Below are 18,040 nucleotides of genomic sequence, written 5' to 3'. Positions count from 1 at the left end.
GCCCGCCCCCCCCCGAACTCGCGGCCGCCCCCCGGCGCCCGCCCCCCCCGACCGACCCCCTGGGCGCCCGCCCCGGGGGGCCGCCGTACATGTGCCCGCGGGCAGGGCCTACTGGGCGAGATAGCCGCCGTCCACCGGCAGGACAGCCCCGGTGACGAACGACGCCTCGTCGGAGGCGAGGAAGCAGATCGCGGCGGCCACCTCGGCCGGTTCGCCGATCCGCCCCATCGGGTGCATCCGCTCGATCCCGGCCAGGTACTCGCTGCCACCGGGCTCGTCGGGCAGCCTGCGCACCCGCTCGGTCCTGATCGTGCCCGGCGCCACCGCGTTGACCCGGATCCCGTGTGCCGCCCACTCGACGGCCAGGTGCAGGGTCAGTCCGGTCGCCACGAACTTGGCCGGGCCGTACGTGCTCTGGCCCCGCTGCCCGGCCAGGCCCGAGATGGAGGACAGGCACACGATGGAGCCCCCGCCCCGCGGCAGCATCGCCTCGATCGCGTACTTGCAGGTCAGGAACATGCCCTTGCCGTCGATCGCCATCACTTCGTCCCAGTCGTCCGGGCCGGCCTCGGTGATGTCGTGCAACGGGATGATCCCGGCGTTGGCCACCAGGACGTCGAGCCGCCCGTGGCGGTCGAGCGCCGCGCCCACCATCGCCCCGGCATCCGCGGGCACGGACACGTCACCGGCGACGGACACCGCTTCGAAGCCCTCACCGGCCAGCCGGGAGACCACCTTGTCGAGCGCCGCCGCGTCCCGGTCCGTGAGCACGAGACGGGCGCCCTCGCGGGCGAACAGCTCCGCCGTAGCCTCTCCGATGCCGTGCGCCGCGCCGGTGATCAGGCAGACCTTCCCGGCCAGCCTCCCGCCGCGCTCGGTGCCGTCAGTGCTCATCCCCGCCGTCCCTTCCCTGCTCGGGCTCCAGGACGCCGACCGCCGTCACCGCTCCCTGAGCCGCCGATCCCACCAGTGACTGGTACTTCGCCATGACTCCGCTGCGGTAACGGGGCCGCGGCGCCCGCCAGCCGGCCGCCCGTGCGGCCAGCTCCGCCTCGGGCACGTCGACGTGGACGCGGCGCGCCGGCAGGTCGAGGGTGATGACATCGCCGTCGCGGACATGGGCGATCGGCCCCCCGACGGCGGCCTCCGGCGCGAGATGCCCCACCATCAGCCCCCGGGTGGCCCCGGAGAACCGCCCGTCCGTCACCAACGCCACCGACTCCCCGAGTCCGCGCCCCACGATCGCCGCTGTCACCCCGAGCATCTCGCGCATGCCGGGGCCGCCGCGGGGCCCCTCGTACCGGATCACGACCACGTCGCCGGGGAGCACCGCTCCGCCCTGTACGGCGGCCATGGCGTCCTCCTCGCAGTCGAACACCCGGGCCGGGCCGGTGTGCACCGGGCGGACGTGCGACGTCGCCTTGACCACCGCGCCCTCGGGAGCCAGCGAGCCGCGCAGCACCAGCAGGGCTCCGTTCGGGCTGAGCGGACGCTCGACCGGCGCGACGACGTCCTGTCCGGGATCCTCCTCGGCGTCCGCGGTCTCCTCCCCGAGCGTGCGCCCGGTGACCGTCGGGGCGTCCCCGTCGACGAGCCCCGCCGCGACCAGGCGCCGGGCGACGAGGGCCGTACCACCCGCCCGGTCCAGGTCGACGGCCGTACGACGACCGAACGGCTTCAGGTCGGTGATCACCGGGGTCCGCGCGCTGTAGGTGTCGAAGTCGGCCAGCTCCAGCGGCACCCGGGCCTCGCGGGCGATGGCCAGCAGGTGCAGGACGAGGTTCGTGGACCCCGCGGTGGCCGCTCCCGCCACGATGGCGTTGCGGAACGCGGTGTGGCTGAGCAGGGTGCTCGGCGTGCGTCCCGCCGCCCATGCCTCGACGGCGAGCCGGCCGGCCCGTACCGCCCACTCCCGTCGGCGGGTGTCGGCCGCGGGCGGCCCGGCGGAGCCCATGGGGGACAGCCCGAGGAACTCCAGTGCCATCGCCATGGTGTTGGCGGTGTACTGGCCGGCGCAGGCCCCGGCACCGGGACAGGCCCGCCGCTCCAGGCGCGAGAGATCCGCGCCGCTCATCCGGCCGGCCCGGTGCGCGCCCACCGCCTCGAAGACCTCGGCCAGGGTCACGTCCTCGCCGTCGAACCGCCCCGGGGCCATCGCTCCGGAGTAGAGGATCACTCCGGGGATGTCGAGCCTGGCGTGGGCCATCGCGGCCGCCGGAATGGTCTTGTCACAGCCCACGAGGGTGACCATGGCGTCGAACATGTGGCCGCGGGCGACGAGTTCCAGGGAGTCGGCGATCAGGTCCCGGCTGACCAGCGAGGTCCGCATCCCCTCGGTGCCCATCGTCACCACGTCGGAGACGGCGACGGTGTTGATCTCCATCGGGGTGCCGCCGGCGGCCCGTACCCCCTTCTTCACCTCCTCCGCGAGTGCCCGGTGCGTGTGGTTGCAGGGCATGGTCTCGGTCCAGGAGTGGGCCACCGCGACGACCGGGCGGTCCAGGTCCTCCTCGGTGAACCCGACGGCACGCATCTGGGCACGCGCCGGGGCACGGTCGGGTCCGGCGTACAGCGCGCGGCTCTTGCGGGGCGGCGGGGATGTGTTCATGAGACCTCCGCGGACGAGATGTCCGATGCGTCGTGGTGGATGGCGAGGGGCCTCGGGGCGCGCAGCGCGGGCGCCCGGCGCGCCAGCCAGAATCCGGCGACCTGGCTGGTGACGACCGAGAGGAGGACGAGGACGGCGAAGAACTCGCCGTCGATGAGCCCGGCCTGGTGGGTGACTCCGGCCAGGATCACGCCCAGCGTGCCCCGGGCGTTCAGGGCCAGCGCGAGGGAACCGGCGAACGCGCTCGTCTCGCCGGCCAGTCGTGCCGCCCCCCAGACGCTGAGCGTCTTGACCCCGCACGCCAGTAGCAGGAACCAGCAGAAGAACCAGACGTCGAACTCCCGGGCGAGGTCGAGCCGTACGCCGACGAGGGCGAAGAAGACCGGGACGAAGAACGACTGGGAGAACTGCCGGATCGCCTCCCACGCGTGCAGCGCGCGGCCTTCCGCCTGGAGGCTGCCGGCCTGCTCGTCACCGCGGGCGGCGCAGATGCCGGCGACCAGGGCGCCGAACACCGCGTTGACGCCGAGGCCCAGGCAGAGCAGGACCATGGCCAGCAGGAAGACCAGCCGGAAGGCGACCGGACTGCGCCGCGCCACGACGTTGCCCGGACGTTCGGCGAGCCACCCGAACCAGCGTGGCCCGCGGGCCAGCGCGATCCAGACGAAGAGCAGACTGACCACGGCGAAGTACAGGGCGCTCAGGGCGATCGACGAACTGCCGAACTCCTGCCACAGGCCCACGGACTGTTCGGAGCCGGCCTGCGCGAGTCCCAGGACCACGGCGAGTACGACGTACAGGATGATGTCCTCGATCACCGCGACCATCAGGACGACGCGCCCGAAGACGGTGTCCATGATGCCGAGGTCCATCATGATGCGGGAGATCACGGGGATCGCCGCCACAGCCGTCGCGAGGCCCACGACGAGGGCCGTCGTCACCGTCGTCCCCGCGGGCCCGGCGAACCTCGCCTTCCCCGTCAGCAGGACGATGCCGGCTCCGGCGGCGAAGGGGAGCAGCAGTCCGGCGGCGGCCGCGGCGGCTCCGGTGCGCCGCTCACGGCCGCCCGCCCCGACCCGCAGCTCGGCGCCGGCCAGGAAGAGCAGCAGCAACTGCCCCAGCTGGTAGAGCGCGTCCAGTCCGTGGGCCACCGGTCCGGAGGACGGGAACAGCGCGGCGACGGCCCCGGGCGCGAACAGGCCGAGGAACGACGGCCCCAGCAGGATGCCGCCCACGATCTCCCCGATGACCGGCGGCTGCCGCAGCGCCGCGAAGAGAAATCCGCATCCGTGCGCCACGACGCAGATCGTGGTGAGGGCGGCGAGTAACCGAACCGTTTCCGTGGCCTGCAAATGCCGCCCCCTTCGGACGAGTTCCGCTCATCCCGAATTCATCGGGAGCAACGGTAGGAGCGTTCGCCCTCTCGGAAATGCACCCACGGTGGTGCGGCGGTACGAGGTCGGGCCGAATACCTGGGCGGAAAGTCGCAGACGGTCTACAACGGCCGGCGGAAGACGGAAGGCCGGCGAACGACGACCATCGACGAGAACAGCCACATGCGATTCCGGGCGAGACGTCATGGGGAGGCACCCGGCCGTGAACATTCTCTTCATCGGTGACATCGTGGGAGACCGCGCCGTCACGGAACTCTGCGCGTGGTTGCCCGGATTCCGTGCGGAGCGGCAGGTCGATCTGGTCGTCGCCAACGCCGAGAACTGCGCACCGACCGGCCTCGGCACGGCCGAGGCGCAGGTCGAGCAGCTGCTGGCGGCCGGGGTCGACGTCATCACCGGCGGCAATCACTCCTGGGACAGCGAGGAGTCGGTCAAACTCCTCGACCTGCCCCAGTCCCTCAGGCCGCTGAACATCGGCGCGCACAGCCCGGGCCGCGGTCTGCTGCACCTGGACACCCCGGCCGGCGAGGTCACCGTGGTCAACCTCGCCGACCACAGCGCGATGAAGTCGGTCAAGGCGATCGAGGGCACCTTCCGGCCGGCCTTCGAGGCGTGGCGGAGCGCCGAGCTGCGGGGCACCGTCCTCGTCGACTACCACGGCGACCACGTCCTGGAGAAGCAGATCTTCGCGCGTGCCGTGGACGGCGTGGCGACGGCGGTCCTCGGCACGCACAGCCACGAGGCCACCATCCCGCTCCATGTCCTGCCCGGCGGCACCGGTTTCGTCACCGAGGTGGGGATGACCGGCCCGTCGGACGGCATGCAGGGATTCGCGTACGACATCCTGGTCAGGGGACTGCACGAGACCGGCAACGCCTTCTCCTACGGGATCCCCGGCCCCTCCGGCGGCCCGATCGTGCTCGGCGCCGTCCTGCTGAGGACCGATCAGGGGCGCACGGCCGGCATCGAGCGCATCACCTGGGGAGCCGGACGATGACCGGGCTGCCCGCGGCCGCCGCCGCCTCGCTCCCCGGCGCTCTCACGGGCGCCACGGTGGTGGACCTGTCCCTGCTGGTCGCCGAGGACCTGCCCTGCTTCTGGTCGACCCACCAGCCCTTCCAGCACAAGACATGGAACTGGTTCACGGACGTACGCTCTCCCGCCGGCTCGGTGTCGGGCCGCGGCGGTCCCTACGCGACCCGCTGGATGGCGATCGACGAGCACACCGGCACACATGTCGACGCGCCGACCCATTTCATCCCGCCCGAGGAGTCGGGGCTGCCGCACGCGGGCCCCGCCGGCTCCTCGTCCGTGGACACGCTCCCGCTCACCCAGCTGATGGGCCCCGCCGCCGTGATCGATGTCTCCGCCCTGTCCGAGGAGCCCGTGCCGGGCGGGACGAGCCCCCTCGTCCGGCCCGAGCTGCTCGCGGACTGGGAACGGTCGCACGGGGAACTGACCGCCGGCGAGGTGGTCCTGCTCCGCACCGGCTGGGACGCGCGCTACCGGCGCGGGGAGGAGGGCCGCCGCTATCTGCACGACGTCATCGTCGGGCGGACGGCGCCGGGCTGGCCCGCCCCGTCCGTCGAGGCGATGGAACTGCTCCTCGCGCGCGGTGTGCGCTGCGTGGGCATCGACGCGCCGTCGATCGGCGCCGCGCACGACCCCGTCCCCGTGCACGTCGCCGGGCTGAGCACGGGAGCCGTCTACGTCGAGGGACTGACCGGCCTCGACCGGCTTCCGCCGCGCGGGGCCTGGTTCTGCTTCCTGCCCCTGAAGATCGAGCACGGCACGGGCGCCCCGGGCCGTGCCGTGGCGCTCCTGCCCGCTCCCTCCGAGTGAGCCTTCCCGGTCATCCGCGCCTACGACGAAAGTCACATGCGGGGCCCACCTTCCGGCGATGCCACGAGGGCCGGTCCGCACCAGACTTGGCCCTGCTGACCCGCCGGTCCTCGGCCCTTCGTCCCCTTTGTCTGCATTCCCTGTCACTCCAGCCCAGGAGGCGAGCCATCCACCGTGGTGACCTCGACCAGGCGTCAGCGCGCCAGCGGCATGCCCGTACACAAGTACCGGCGGTACGAGAAGTTCCCCCTGCCCGACCGCCAGTGGCCCGACAGGCTGCCCGAGCGCGCGCCGCTGTGGGCCAGCGTCGATCTCCGTGACGGCAACCAGGCGCTCATCGATCCCATGGACATGGACCGCAGATGGGCCATGTACCGGCTGCTCGTGCGGATGGGCTTCAAGGAGATCGAGGTCGGATTCCCGCTGTCCTCGCAGGCCGACCTGGACTTCACCCGCGCCGTGATCGAGCAGGACGCCATCCCCGACGACGTGACGATCCAGGTGATGTCCCCCATCCGGGACGGCATGATCGAGGACACGGTCCGTTCCGTCCGGGGCGCGCCACGCGTGGTGCTCCAGGTCTACAACCCCACCTCGACCGCCCAGCGCAGGGTCGTGTTCGGCATGTCACGGGACGAGGTCAAGCGCCTCGCCCTCGTCGGCGCCGAACGGGCCCTGAAGCTCCGTGACTCCCTGCCGGGCACCGAGATCTATCTGCAGTACGGCACCGAGTCGTTCACGCAGACCGAGCCGGAGTTCGCCCTGGAGGTCTGCAACGCGGTCCTCGATCTGTGGCGGCCCGAGCCCGCCGACCAGGTCCGCATCGTGCTGCCGAGCACGGTGGAGTGCTATCCGCCGCACGAGTTCGCCGACCGGATCGAGTGGATGAACCGCCACCTCGCCTACCGTGAGGCGATCATCCTCTCCCTGCACCAGCACAACGACCGCGGCAGCGGCATCGCCTCGGCCGAACTGGCCCTGCTGGCCGGTGCCGACCGGGTGGAGGGAACCCTCTTCGGCAACGGTGAACGGGCCGGCAACGTCGACCTGGTCACGCTGGCCATGAACCTGTACTCGCAGGGCATCGACCCGCAACTCGACCTGAGCTTCCTCGACGAGGCCCGGCAGATCGTCGAGCACTGCAACCGCCTCCCGGTCCCGCCGCGCCACCCCTGGGCCGGGGACTTCGTCTACACCTCCTTCGCCGGGTCCCACCAGGACGCCATCAGCAAGGGCCTGGCGGAGCGCGACGCCGTCGAGGGCCGCTGCTGGGACGTGCCGTACCTGCCCGTGGACCCGCGGGACGTGGGGCGCGACTACAAGGCCCTGATCCGGATCAACCAGCAGTCCGGCAAGGGCGGCGTCGCCTACCTCATGCGGCAGGAGTACGGATACGTGCTGCCGCGCCGGCTCCAGATCGAGCTCGCCGCCGTCGTCCAGGAGCGTTCCGAGCAGACCGGGGAGGTCACACCGGAACGGTTGCTCGCGTGGTTCACCGACGAGTACCTGGCGGCCGGCGCGGCGGACTGCCCGGACACCGCCGGGCCCGTCTCCGAGGCGGAGGCACCGGCCGCGCTCGCCGCACTCCTCGCCGGCCGGCGGCTGCGCGGCACGCTGCGCGAAGTCGTCGTACAGCGGCCGGAGACCACCGGGGCGGACGGCCCTCCGCCGGCAGCCTGGAAGGTCTATGCCGAGGTGGCCGACGGTGCCACGGTCCGCTGGGGCGTCGGGGAAGGCACGACGAAGGACGAGGGCCTGGGCCGCGCCCTGCGCTCGGCGGTGCGGCGGCTGGCGGCCGCCGGGTCCACGGGATCGGAGGAGCGGTGAGGGAAGCACTGGTACGGCACACCGGAACCGTCGCGCCCCTGGAGCGCAGCAGTGTGGACACCGACCAGATCATCCCGGCACGGTTCTGCAAGCGCCTCGGCCGGACCGGCTACGAGGACACCCTGTTCTCCCGCTGGCGGCAGGACCCGGACTTCCCGGTGACCTCCGCGCGCCACGCGGGGGCGAGCATCCTGGTCAGCGGGCCGGACTTCGGCATCGGCTCCTCCCGTGAGCACGCCGTGTGGGCGCTGCGCGACTTCGGGTTCCGTGTCGTGGTCGCGTCCTCCTTCGGGGACATCTTCCGGCAGAACGCGACCAAGAACGGTCTGCTGACCGCCGAGGTCCCCGAGGAGGGCGCGGCACGGCTGCGCCGGGCGGCCGCCGCCCGGCCGGACCTGCCCGTCCTCGTGGACCTGGAGCGGCGCGCGATCACCGCGGACGGCCTCGTCGTGACGTTCGACATCGACGAGTACAGCCGCTGGCAGCTGATGAACGGACTCGACGATCTCCAGGCGACGTTGAGCAAGGGGGAGAAGATCGACGCCTACGAGGCGACGCGTCCTGGCTGGCTGCCGACGACGATCGGGACATGAGCGGTCCCGGCCGAGGAAAGCACGAGAAACGAAGAGAGCTGGAAAGACGATGACGAATCTGTACGGCATCGATGCCCGGTCCGGTGAGCGCCTCGAACCCGCCGTGCCGGAGACCACGCCCGGGGAAGTGGCGGAGCGGTGCGCGGCGGCGGACCGCGCGGCACCGGCACTGGCCGCGCTTCCGCTCGACACCCGGGCCCGGCTCCTTCGGACCGTCGCCGCGGAACTCGACGCCGCGGCCGACGAGCTGATCGCGTCGGCCGACCGGGAGACGGCGCTGGGCCGTCCCGCGCTGGAAGCGGAGCTCGCGCGCACCACCCACCAGTTGCGCCTGCTCGCCGATGAGGTGCTGCGCCCCGACTTCCTGCAGCGCCGTACCGAGCAGGGCGCGGACGGTACGCCCTCGTTCCTCCGGACGCTGCTGCCCGTCGGCCCGGTCGCCGTGTACGCGGCGAGCAACTTCCCCTTCGCGCTGGCCGTCGCCGGTTCCGACACGGCGGCGGCGCTGGCCGCGGGCTGCGCCGTCGTCGTCAAGGCGCACCCCGGTCATCCCCTCACCTCGCAGCGCGTCGACCGCGTCGTCACCGGCGCCCTGCGGGCCGCCGGAGCACCGGACGGCACGTTCAGCGTGGTGCACGGGATGGCGGCGGGGCAGGCGCTGATCAACGATCCGCACATCAGGGCCGCCTCGTTCACGGGCTCCCAGGCGGGCGGGCGCGCCCTGTTCGACGCCGCCGCGTCGCGCCCCGATCCGATCCCGTTCTACGGCGAACTGGGCAGCGTCAACCCGGTGTTCCTCACCCGGGCGGCCGTCTCGGCGCGCCGGTCCGAGATCGTGTCCGGCTTCGTCACCGCGGCCACCCGCTACGTGGGCCAGCTGTGCACGAGCCCGGGGCTGATGTTCGTGCCCGCGGACGCGGGCCTGGACGAGACCCTGGCGGCCGAGCTGTCCGCGGTCCCCGCGGCCCCCCTGCTGAACCAGCGCATCCTGGACGGGTTCCGGCAGGGCACCCAGCGGCTGGCCAAGGCCGCCGACCCGCTGGTGGCCACGACCGACGGCCCGCATCTGTTCCGTACGACGATCCAGGAGTTCCTGGCGCACCCCGAACTCATGGAGGAGTGCTTCGGACCCGCGTCCGTGCTCGTCGCGTACGAGGACGAGGCGGACCTGCTCGCGGCGGCCGGCCGGCTGCCGGGATCGCTCACCGCCACCCTGCACGCCGAACCGTCCGACGCCGCCGTGGTGGGGCAGTTGCTTCCGCTGCTGACACGCAAGGTCGGACGCGTCGTGTGGAACGGCTGGCCCACCGGTGTGGCCGTGAACCGGACGATGCACCATGGCGGCCCCTGGCCCGCGACCACCTCGGCCGCGTTCACGTCCATCGGTACGGAGTCCGTCCGGCGCTTCCAGGTTCCGGTGACGTTCCAGGACTTTCCCGGTGACCTGCTTCCCACGCCGCTGAACGCGTAGTCCGTGCGCGGGGCGGGACGCGGCCGACCGCGTTCCGCCCCGCGTGCCCCGTCAGGAGGCGGAGGGCTGACGCCGCGGGGTCAGCAACCGCATGGCTTCGGCCTTGTTGACGGCGCTGATACGGGTGTCCACGCCCAGCTTGACGTAGATGTTGGTCAGATGACGCTTCACCGTTCCCTCCGAGATGAACAGCGACCGGGCGATCTCCGAGTTGCGCAGCCCCTGGGCGACCAGTTCGACCACCTCGATCTCCCGCTCGGTCAGGATCCCGCCGTCCGGGTCGCTCAGCCGCTCCATCATCCTGCGCGGGACGGAGAGCAGCACCCGGTCCTGGCTGCGGGCCGCACTGCGGATCGTGGCGGCCAGGTCCTCGCCGGTCGATTCCTTGGAGATGAAGGCGTGCACACCGAGCCCCATCGCCTTGCTCACCGTGCGGACGTCGTCGTCCGCGTGCAGTACGGCGATGCTCAGCGAGGGGCCGATCGCGAGGAGTTGGCGCAGCAGGGTCATGAGCGGCAGACCGGGTACGTCCGCATCCACCAGCACCACGTCGGGGGACTGTCCCCGCGCCGCCGCGACCAGGGCCGATCCGGTGGCTCCCTGGCCGATGACGTGCATGTCCGGCGTACCGTCGAGGATCTTGGCCACGCCCTCTCTGAAGAGATCGCGCCGACCACCCAGCACCACACGAATCCGCTCCTCAGTGCGCAGCATGCAGTCCTCCATGAATTCCCCCGCCAGCAGCCGAAATTGCGAACACTGTTCGAGATGACGAACAAATCAATCGCGGCTGCACGCGTGAACTTCCTGGTACCAAGAGTCGTTCGCCCTCGAACGCCCGTTGATCACCGGGACGAGGCTATCGGGATCGGCTTCCGCACACACCCCGCACGTTCTTGTAGACGCACCACTCGAATTAGTAGCCAGTAATCACTGGCACGTTCTCGGCGGTCCTGGCGAAGCGGCACCTCACCATCCGTCCGCCCCCGTGCCGCCTGCCCGGCCCCGCTCCTCCTGCGCCATGATCGAACTCAGCCTGGCCCGCGTCGAGACGGAGAATTTCCGGAAGACGTTGCGCAGGTGGAAGCTGACGGTGTTCGGCGACAGCCCCAGCCGCAGGGCGATCTGCTGATTGGTCATGCCCTGCACCACCAGCCGGGCGATCTCGTGCTCACGGCGGGTGAGCGCGGACGCGAGGGACCTGGCCCGCGTCGCGGGATGTGCGAAGGGGAGCACGGTCGTCAGTTTCGGCCGGTCTCCGGCCATCACCGCACGCGCGTGGGCGGCCGCCGTCTCCAGCGGGGCGACACCGCGGTTGTTCTCGACGAGCCGCTCGACCTCCCGCAGCGACCGCTCCGCGAGTTCGGCGTCACCGGCCTGCCTGGCGACGGCGACCAGCCACGCCGGACGTGCGGGGTCCTCGACGGCGTAGCCCGAGCCGGTGCCGAGCAGGGTCCACCGCTCCCGGATCCGCTCGGCGGCGGCTCGCGGCCCCTCCCGCACGAGGACCAGGGCGACTTCCCCGAACGCCGCACGCGCGACGGAGTCCGGCATGCCGTACAGCTCGGACCCGGCGCGGAATGCCTCCAGACACTTCCCCGCCTTGGTCCAGTCGCCCCGCCCCAGGTGCACCATCGCCAGGACCGAGAGCGCGATCTTGCTCCCGAAGGCCGAGGTGTACTGCCGGCCGAGCCGAAGGGTGAGCCGCGCGCAGCGCTCGGCCCGGTCCAGGTGTCCCTCCTGCCAATGACGCAACGATTCGAGGGCGACGGGCATCGGCAAGAACGCGAAAAGGCCTGCGCTTTCGACGAGTTCGCGCGTGTCCCGAATGACTCGGTCGGCCTGGTACGGGATGTGGATGTCGATGAGCCGCTTCGCGAAGAGGAAGCCGGCGTAGAACCTCCAGATCGGGGCGACGCCCCGGGCCTTCTCGTATGCGGACTGATTCAGCCACAGGCCCTGAATGAGGTCTCCCGCACGCCAGCACTCGTTCCCCCGCAGGCACAGGCTCATGATGTCGAGCGCCTCGGACCCTCCGGAGTGCACCCGACCGGCCTCCGCCGGCAGCGAGTCGTCCCCCTGCCCCATCATGGCCAGGACCAGCAGACGGAAGGCGACCGCGTCACGGTACGCACGCGTCGACGGGTCCAGCCCGGGCAGCATCTCGTCGATCGACCTCAGCGCCGGCCGGCTGCGCCCCCGGATGAAATCGATCCGCGCCTCGTCGAGCTCCGTGAGGGACCCGGCCTCCAGCTCCGAGAAGTTCCGCGAATTGATCAGGTAGAGCACGTCGCTCATCGACGAGACCCCGGGAGGACCGAGATCGGACGACTCCCTGGGCTTCCCCGCCGCCTCGGCGCACATTTCCCGCCTCCCTCGTCGCAACTTCCGAGCAGATCGGCCACCCCGATGTAAGCGCTTCCGCACCACATTAATTTGGCCACTTGCCGCTCGACCAGGCACGCGGCGCGCAGATCCATGCGTTCCGGCCATGACCCGAAGCAGTCGGTAAAGATCCAGGAGAGACGCCTTTACGACACTCTCCCGCATAGCCACCCATGACATGACCGGCAACCATCTCATCCGCTCTCGCCCGGTTCCCGGGGTCGGCGCAGAACCCGCCCCCTGCCCCGCCTTCGACATACCGAACGACGCATATCGAGGAGAAGCAGGGACCCCCTGGACGAGATCAAGATCTTTGTTGGCCGGATTTGCCCCTCTGCGCGGGACGACCCTTCCACGGGTGGCCCGCCGGCGGGATCAGGCCTTCTTGACCACGCTCGACTTGAGCTGCATCGCCCCGAAACCGTCGACCTTGCAGTCGATGTCGTGACCGTCGACGCCGTCGACCAGCCGGATGTTGCGCACCTTGGTCCCGGCCTTGATCCCCGAGGGGCTGCCCTTGACCTTGAGTGCCTTCACGACCACCACGGAGTCGCCGTCCTGCAGCACATTGCCGACGGAGTCCTTGACGACCCGCTCGCCACCGGCGTCCCCGCCCTCGGTACCGCTCTCGCCGGGCACCCATTCATGGCCGCACTCCGGGCAGACCACCAAGGCGTTCATCTCATATGTGTACTCACAGGAGCATTTCGGACAGGGGGGAAGATTCTCGTTCACCCCGCCAGCGTATCCGGCCCTCCTGTCCGCCCCCACTCGCGCGATCAGCCCCGCTCCGCCGTGACCCTCACCTCGCTGTCCGGCTCGGCCGTCACCCAGGCGTGTCCGGGCGAGCGGCGTACGACGCGTGCGCTGTCGGCGGTCGTGATCCGCCAGTCGCCCGGAGGGAGGGACAGGGCGGTCGTCCGGGAGCCCGAGAAGGCCGCGCGGTAGGTCAGGCGGTAGACGCCCGTCCCGGGGTCGTACGCGGCGGAGCGGACCGTTCCTGCCACGGTCTCCGCGTACGGCTCGGCGGTCAGCTCCTTGTTGGTGCGGAAGGCGCCGGTGCCGTCGACCGCGCAGTAGCCGCCCCCGTAGCACCACACATAGCCCGCCCAGCCGGAGGTGTAGCGGCCCAGGGAGGCCAGCGCGTCGCGGTAGAAGCGGTTCATGTTCGGCAGGGTGTTGTTCAGCGGGCCCCACTCGCCGACCACGACCGGGACCCCGTACCGCTCGGGGTACTCGGTGACGGCCCGCTCGTACGCCTCGATCCAGCCGGCCCCGGGATCGTAGTCGGCGCCCGCCTCCATGGCGGTGTTGTAGAAGTGCGGCGCGTACACGACCCGGGGGTCGTCCACCCGGCCGAGGCCGGTCGGCACGCCTTCGCCGACGACGGGGGTCGGCTCGACGAACACCCAGGCGTCCCGGTCGGCCGAACGGACGGCGTCGGCCAGGCGGTTGTACATCGGCGTGAGCTGGTCGCGTTCGACGCGGCGCGCGGCCGTCGCCAGGTCCTCTCCCGGCTTCAGCTCACCCATGGGCTCGTTGATCAGGTCGTAGCCGAGCACGGCCGGATGACGGGCGAAGCGGGTGGCGAGGGTGCGCCACATCCCGGCCTGGGCGCGCCGGAGGTCCTCGTCGTCGTAGAGGTGGGTGAAGGCGCGCTGCACGGCGGGCTCGAAGTACTCGGCGAACCAGTCGTCCGGATGCGCGGTGAACGGCAGGCCGTCGGTTCTGGTCGCCCACTCGGGTGCGCCGCGATGGCCGAAGGCAGGTCCGAAGACGTCCTGGTGGGCGTCGATGACGACCTTCACGTCGTAGCGCTCGGCCCAGTCCAGGACGCGCTCGATCTTGCGCAGATAGGTCCGGCTGTACTGGCCGGGCCGGGGCTCCAGGTCGTCCCAGAAGACCAGCAGCCGGGCGAAGTCGAACCCCTGGGCGCGCAGGTCGCGCAGATGGCGTTCGGTGATGCCGGTCAGGGCCTCGTCGCCCCGGTGCGTCTTGTCCTCGATGTTCCAGCCGTGCAGGGTGAGCACCCGCCCGTGCCGGTCGGTGAGCCGGGGTATGCCCGGCCCGGCCTCCCCGGCGTGGGCGGTGGCGGGGGCAAGCAGCGCGGCGACGACCGCGCTCGCCGTGAGTATCGCTCGCAGCACAGGAACCTCCGGGCCGACGGTGTGCGTGGTGCCGCGCATCCCACCAGCAGCCGCCGCACACTTCAAGTCCCTTGACTTCGCGTGCACTTCAGGCTGAAGACTCCCGTGCCATCAGCCGTGCGACAGGAGGGACCCGCATGAAGTACCGCACGATCGGCACCGATCCGGCCACCCGACGGGAGGTGAGCGTGCTCGCGCTCGGCGCGATGCTGTTCGGATCGCGCACCGACGAGAAGACCGCGCTCGCCGTCCTCGACCGCTATGTCGAGGCCGGCGGGAACTTCATCGACACGTCCGACAACTACGCCTTCTGGGAGGACGGGAGCCAGGGCGGACAGAGCGAGGAGCTGCTCGGGCGGTGGCGGCGCAGCCGGGGCATCGGGGACGAGGTCGTCATCGCGACCAAGCTCGGCGCCCGGCCCCTCGCACCCGGCACCGGCTACATCGACAACGCCGAGGGTCTGTCCGCGAAGGTCATCCGCGAGTCGGCCGACCGCAGTAGGATGGGGGTACCGCCCGCGCGAGCGTAGCCGAGCGTGGGGGAGGCTCGGCGTGGAGCGGCTCGATCTGCTGTACGCGCACATCGCGGACCCCGCCGTTCCGCTCGGGGAGACCGTCGAGGGGTTCGCCGCGCTCGTCGCCGAGGGCACCGTGGGCCTGCTCGGCGTCAGCAACCACGCCGTGTGGCGGGTGGAACGCGCCCGCGCCCTCGCCGCGGCGGCCGGACTGCCGGGCTACGAGGTGCTCCAGTACCAGCACAGCTATCTGCGGCCCCGTACGGACGTGTCCGGCGAGCAGTTCCCCGACGGCAGCCTCGGCGGCGCCGACGCCCAGCTGCGCGACTATCTGCGGGCGGAGCCGGACCTGACCCTGGTCGCCTACTCACCGCTGCTGGCCGGCGCCTACACCCGCGCCGACAAGCCGCTGCCGCCGGACTACGACCACCCCGGCACCCCGGCCCGGCTCGCGGTGCTGCGCGAGGTGGCGCGGGAGACCGGGGCGACCGTCAACCAGGTGGTCCTGGCCTGGCAGTTGGGCGGAGAACTGCCCGTCGTACCGCTCGCCGGAGCCTCCTCGGTGGCCCAGCTCGACGAGAACCTCGCCGCCGTCGAACTGGAACTCACCGGGGAGCAACGGGCCCGGCTGGACGCGGCTCACTGACCGCTGACCGGAGTGGTCGATGACGAACAGGTGGTCCGCCGCCGGGCCGCGCCGGCGGACCACCTCCACCCCGGGCGGAGCCGTCCCCACCGGTGTCACGCCCGCCTCGCCGCGGACGCGGTCCAGCAGCGCGGCCGGCGTGGCCGGGTCGGGCAGGCCGGCCAGGTACCACCGCCGGGTCACCGCCGGCGCACCGGCCAGGGGCCCGCCGGCGTACGACGCGACCGTCTCGGCACCCGCCGGCCGCAGCCGCTCCGACCACAGCGTGCCCGTCGCCCCGTCCGGCACCGCACCGGGCAGCAGCGGGAACGGATCGTCGGAGCGGACGCCCAGGAGGTCCCGGAAGGCGCCCGGGTAACCGCCCAGCCGGTCATGGCCGTTCTTGTCCACGGACCCGCCGTGGAAGCCGACGGCCGGGGTGCCGCCCCGCTCGGCGGACCCGGAGACGTTCGCCGCGCCCGCGTCGTCGGCCAGGTACTGGCTCGGGGCCGGCACCAGCCGGTACGCACGGCGACCCCGGCCCGCCACAGCGGCTCGTATCAGGACCGGACCAGGTCCAGGTGGCGCAGCGCGCCGCTCGGCCGGGCGGGCAGTTCCAGCGCCCAGCGGGCGGCCCAGTCCCGGACGATCGCCGTCTCGGCCGGGGAGGTGCTGCCGCCCACCTCCGCCAGCGCCTTCAGATCGGCACCCAGACGCACCACGGCCTTGCGTATCACGGATGTCTCTTTCAAGTGCACGCGCCTCAGCCCTTGTTGGAGCCCAGGGTCAGGCCGCTGACGAACTGGCGCTGGAGCGCGAAGTAGACGACCAGGGTCGGGATCGCTGTCAGCAGGGAGCCCGCGGCGACCAGGTTGGGGTCGGTGAAGTACTGGCCGGAGAGGTTGTTCAGCGCCGAGGTGATCGGCATGTTCTCGCCGGTCGAGATCAGCACCAGGGCCCAGAAGAAGTCGTTGTAGATCCAGATCGACAGCAGGGTCGCCAGGGCCGCCATCGCCGGTTTGCACAGCGGCAGCGTGATCTGCCAGTACAGCCGCCACACCGAGGCGCCGTCGACCAGCGCGGCCTCCGTCAGCTCGTGCGGCAGCGAGCGCATGTAGTTGCTCAGCACGAACGCGCAGAACCCGGACTGGAACGCCACATGGATCAGGACCAGGCCCAGCGCGGAGTCGTACAGCTTGCCGCTCGCGGTGATGCCCGGCAGGTCCGTGAGCAGGTACAGCCGGTACAGCGGGGTGATGATGACCTGCTGGGGCAGCAGGTTGCCCGCCGTGAACACCAGCAGCAGCGCGAGGTTGAGACGGAAGTCGAACCGGCTGACGTAGAAGGCGACGCAGGAGGACAGGAACAGCGTCAGCAGCACGGCCGGGATCGCGATCACCAGCGTGTTGCCGAAGTAGTGCATCATGTCCGACTGCTGGAACGCGTTCTTGAAGTTGTCGAAGTTCAGCGTGTCCGGCCAGGAGACGTACCCCTTGGCGCTGGTCTCGCTGTACGGGCGCAGGGCCGAGAAGACCGCCCAGAGCAGCGGCGCCAGCCAGGCGAGGGCGGTGCCGGCGAGGAAGACGTGCAGCAGGATCCGGGCCGGCCGGATCGGGGCACGCCGCTCTCCCGGCGCGCTCACGGTGCTCATGCGCGCCGCTCCTTCCGGAAGGTGGCGATGAGATACGGGATGATCACCGCTAGGGAGATCACCAGGAGGACGACGGCGATGGCGGAGCCGTAACCGATGCGGCTGGACTCGCCGATGATGTTGTTGGTGACCAGGATCGACAGCAACTCGGTGCCCTGGGCGCCCTTGTTGAAGACGAAGACCAGGTCGAAGGCGCGCAGTGCCTCGATGATGGTGACGACGAGGACGACCGTGTTGGTCGGGCGCAGGGTCGGGAAGATGACGCTCTTGAACGTCTGCCACTCGTTCGCGCCGTCCAGCGCGGACGCCTCCCTGAGCGACGGGTCGACGCTCTTCAGGCCGGCCAGGTACAGGATCATCATGTAGCCGGTGTGCCGCCAGGACGCGGCGATCAGGACGGCCCACAGGTTGAGGTCGGGGTCGCCGATCCAGTCGATGTAGTGGCCGGGCCTGTTGGCGTCGAGGATGCTGTTGATCAGCCCGGTGTCCGGGTTGTAGACCAGCTGCCAGACGAAGCCGATGCACGCCATCGAGATGACGACGGGCAGGAAGAACGCGGTCTGGTAGACCCGCGAGAACCGGATCCGCTTGTCCAGCTGGACGGCCAGGAACAGGCCGAACGGCGTCGGGATCAGGATCAGCACCACGAACCAGATGACGTTGTGCTGGACGGCCGGCCAGAACTGCGGGTTGTCGGTGAAGAGTTGCCGGAAGTTGCCCAGGCCGACCCACTTGATGGAGTCGAACCCGATCCCGTCCCAGGTGGTGAAGGCGAGGAAGATGGAGGCGAGGGCGGTGACCCACACCAGGAGTACGTGCAGGACGGTGGGCACGCCCGCCATCACGGCGAGCGTGAACCGGTCACGGCGGGTCAGCAGGCGCCGGTGGCCGTGCGTGACCCGCGTCTTCTCGGGCGCGGTCCCCGGCGGCGGCACGGCTGCCGCCTCCGGGGTCTTCGTCGTCGTGTCGGTCGTCATCGGGT

At 71.3% G+C, this 18,040-nt stretch carries 14 protein-coding genes and 2 pseudogenes; 6 read left to right on the top strand and 10 right to left on the bottom strand.

What is annotated here, in order from left to right; all coding sequences use genetic code 11:
* Positions 1–108 precede the first annotated feature (108 nt).
* From ABZ937_RS35015 to ABZ937_RS35005, 3 genes are read right to left on the bottom strand one after another with little or no spacing between them, the layout of a single operon-like run.
* Entirely contained in the window at positions 109–894 is a 786-nt protein-coding gene (locus ABZ937_RS35015; RefSeq protein ID WP_361697951.1) for an SDR family NAD(P)-dependent oxidoreductase, read from the bottom strand.
* Positions 884–2,608, bottom strand: coding sequence for a dihydroxy-acid dehydratase (gene ilvD, locus ABZ937_RS35010; RefSeq protein ID WP_361697948.1), 1,725 nt, complete (start codon positions 2,606–2,608; stop codon positions 884–886). Before ilvD ends, ABZ937_RS35015 begins: the two co-directional genes overlap by 11 nt.
* Complete coding sequence (locus tag ABZ937_RS35005) at positions 2,605–3,906, bottom strand: cation:proton antiporter (RefSeq protein ID WP_361697945.1); 1,302 nt, start codon at positions 3,904–3,906, stop codon at positions 2,605–2,607. The genes ilvD and ABZ937_RS35005 overlap by 4 nt, the downstream gene beginning before the upstream one ends.
* A gap of 298 nt (positions 3,907–4,204) precedes the next feature.
* Between ABZ937_RS35005 and ABZ937_RS35000 the strand changes: the two genes are divergently transcribed.
* The 5 genes from ABZ937_RS35000 to ABZ937_RS34980 all read left to right on the top strand — a co-directional run bounded on the left by ABZ937_RS35000 (position 4,205) and on the right by ABZ937_RS34980 (position 9,735).
* Entirely contained in the window at positions 4,205–4,999 is a 795-nt protein-coding gene (locus tag ABZ937_RS35000; protein ID WP_361697943.1) for a YmdB family metallophosphoesterase, read from the top strand.
* Entirely contained in the window at positions 4,996–5,844 is an 849-nt protein-coding gene (locus ABZ937_RS34995) for a cyclase family protein (RefSeq protein ID WP_361697941.1), read from the top strand. The genes ABZ937_RS35000 and ABZ937_RS34995 overlap by 4 nt, the downstream gene beginning before the upstream one ends.
* Before the next feature lie 210 nt (positions 5,845–6,054).
* Entirely contained in the window at positions 6,055–7,671 is a 1,617-nt protein-coding gene (locus tag ABZ937_RS34990; protein ID WP_361697938.1) for a 2-isopropylmalate synthase, read from the top strand.
* Entirely contained in the window at positions 7,668–8,264 is a 597-nt protein-coding gene (gene leuD / locus ABZ937_RS34985) for a 3-isopropylmalate dehydratase small subunit (RefSeq protein ID WP_361697935.1), read from the top strand. The genes ABZ937_RS34990 and leuD overlap by 4 nt, the downstream gene beginning before the upstream one ends.
* A gap of 49 nt (positions 8,265–8,313) precedes the next feature.
* Complete coding sequence (locus tag ABZ937_RS34980; protein ID WP_361697933.1) at positions 8,314–9,735, top strand: aldehyde dehydrogenase family protein; 1,422 nt, start codon at positions 8,314–8,316, stop codon at positions 9,733–9,735.
* Between the two features lie 51 nt (positions 9,736–9,786).
* Here the strand turns inward: ABZ937_RS34980 and ABZ937_RS34975 are convergent, their stop codons facing one another.
* The 4 genes from ABZ937_RS34975 to ABZ937_RS34960 form a co-directional block, all read right to left on the bottom strand.
* Positions 9,787–10,449: a response regulator transcription factor gene (locus ABZ937_RS34975; RefSeq protein WP_361697931.1), complete on the bottom strand. Its 663-nt coding sequence runs from the start codon at positions 10,447–10,449 to the stop codon at positions 9,787–9,789.
* 255 nt (positions 10,450–10,704) lie between these two features.
* Positions 10,705–12,033 carry a LuxR C-terminal-related transcriptional regulator gene (locus ABZ937_RS34970; protein ID WP_361697929.1) on the bottom strand — a complete coding sequence of 443 codons (1,329 nt, stop codon included), beginning with the start codon at positions 12,031–12,033 and terminating at the stop codon, positions 10,705–10,707.
* Between the two features lie 462 nt (positions 12,034–12,495).
* Positions 12,496–12,855, bottom strand: coding sequence for a zinc ribbon domain-containing protein YjdM (locus tag ABZ937_RS34965; RefSeq protein ID WP_361697927.1), 360 nt, complete (start codon positions 12,853–12,855; stop codon positions 12,496–12,498).
* A 44-nt stretch (positions 12,856–12,899) separates the two neighbouring features.
* Positions 12,900–14,306, bottom strand: a complete 1,407-nt coding sequence (locus tag ABZ937_RS34960; protein WP_361697925.1) for a cellulase family glycosylhydrolase — start codon at positions 14,304–14,306, stop codon at positions 12,900–12,902.
* A 98-nt stretch (positions 14,307–14,404) separates the two neighbouring features.
* On the opposite strand from ABZ937_RS34960, the pseudogene ABZ937_RS34955 reads away from it, so the two are divergent.
* A pseudogene (locus ABZ937_RS34955) lies at positions 14,405–15,428 on the top strand (aldo/keto reductase).
* A 6-nt stretch (positions 15,429–15,434) separates the two neighbouring features.
* On the opposite strand, the pseudogene ABZ937_RS34950 reads toward ABZ937_RS34955, so the two are convergent.
* From ABZ937_RS34950 to ABZ937_RS34940, 3 genes and pseudogenes are all read right to left on the bottom strand, one after another.
* Positions 15,435–16,147: pseudogene (locus tag ABZ937_RS34950) on the bottom strand (beta-galactosidase trimerization domain-containing protein); the annotation flags it as partial.
* Between the two features lie 23 nt (positions 16,148–16,170).
* Positions 16,171–17,058, bottom strand: a complete 888-nt coding sequence (locus tag ABZ937_RS34945; protein WP_361697923.1) for a carbohydrate ABC transporter permease — start codon at positions 17,056–17,058, stop codon at positions 16,171–16,173.
* Complete coding sequence (locus ABZ937_RS34940) at positions 17,055–18,035, bottom strand: sugar ABC transporter permease (RefSeq protein WP_361697921.1); 981 nt, start codon at positions 18,033–18,035, stop codon at positions 17,055–17,057. The genes ABZ937_RS34945 and ABZ937_RS34940 overlap by 4 nt, the downstream gene beginning before the upstream one ends.
* Between the last annotated feature and the right edge of the window lie 5 nt (positions 18,036–18,040).

The sequence above is a fragment of the Streptomyces sp. NPDC046727 genome, from assembly GCF_040645635.1.
In the GTDB taxonomy this organism is placed as follows: Bacteria; Actinomycetota; Actinomycetes; order Streptomycetales; family Streptomycetaceae; genus Streptomyces.
Note: the sequence above shows the minus strand (reverse complement) of the source record. Positions and strands in the feature narration are given on the sequence as shown.

Excerpts from the sequence above, each read along its gene's own strand:
- ABZ937_RS34990 (WP_361697938.1), top strand. The coding sequence starts at position 6,055 with ATGCCCGTACACAAGTACCGGCGGTACGAGAAGTTCCCCCTGCCCGAC.
- ABZ937_RS34960 (WP_361697925.1), bottom strand. The coding sequence starts at position 14,306 with ATGCGCGGCACCACGCACACCGTCGGCCCGGAGGTTCCTGTGCTGCGA.
- ABZ937_RS34995 (WP_361697941.1), top strand. The coding sequence starts at position 4,996 with ATGACCGGGCTGCCCGCGGCCGCCGCCGCCTCGCTCCCCGGCGCTCTC.
- ilvD (WP_361697948.1), bottom strand. The coding sequence starts at position 2,608 with ATGAACACATCCCCGCCGCCCCGCAAGAGCCGCGCGCTGTACGCCGGA.
- ABZ937_RS34975 (WP_361697931.1), bottom strand. The coding sequence starts at position 10,449 with ATGCTGCGCACTGAGGAGCGGATTCGTGTGGTGCTGGGTGGTCGGCGC.
- ABZ937_RS34940 (WP_361697921.1), bottom strand. The coding sequence starts at position 18,035 with ATGACGACCGACACGACGACGAAGACCCCGGAGGCGGCAGCCGTGCCG.
- ABZ937_RS34970 (WP_361697929.1), bottom strand. The coding sequence starts at position 12,033 with ATGAGCGACGTGCTCTACCTGATCAATTCGCGGAACTTCTCGGAGCTG.
- ABZ937_RS35015 (WP_361697951.1), bottom strand. The coding sequence starts at position 894 with ATGAGCACTGACGGCACCGAGCGCGGCGGGAGGCTGGCCGGGAAGGTC.
- ABZ937_RS34945 (WP_361697923.1), bottom strand. The coding sequence starts at position 17,058 with ATGAGCACCGTGAGCGCGCCGGGAGAGCGGCGTGCCCCGATCCGGCCG.
- ABZ937_RS34980 (WP_361697933.1), top strand. The coding sequence starts at position 8,314 with ATGACGAATCTGTACGGCATCGATGCCCGGTCCGGTGAGCGCCTCGAA.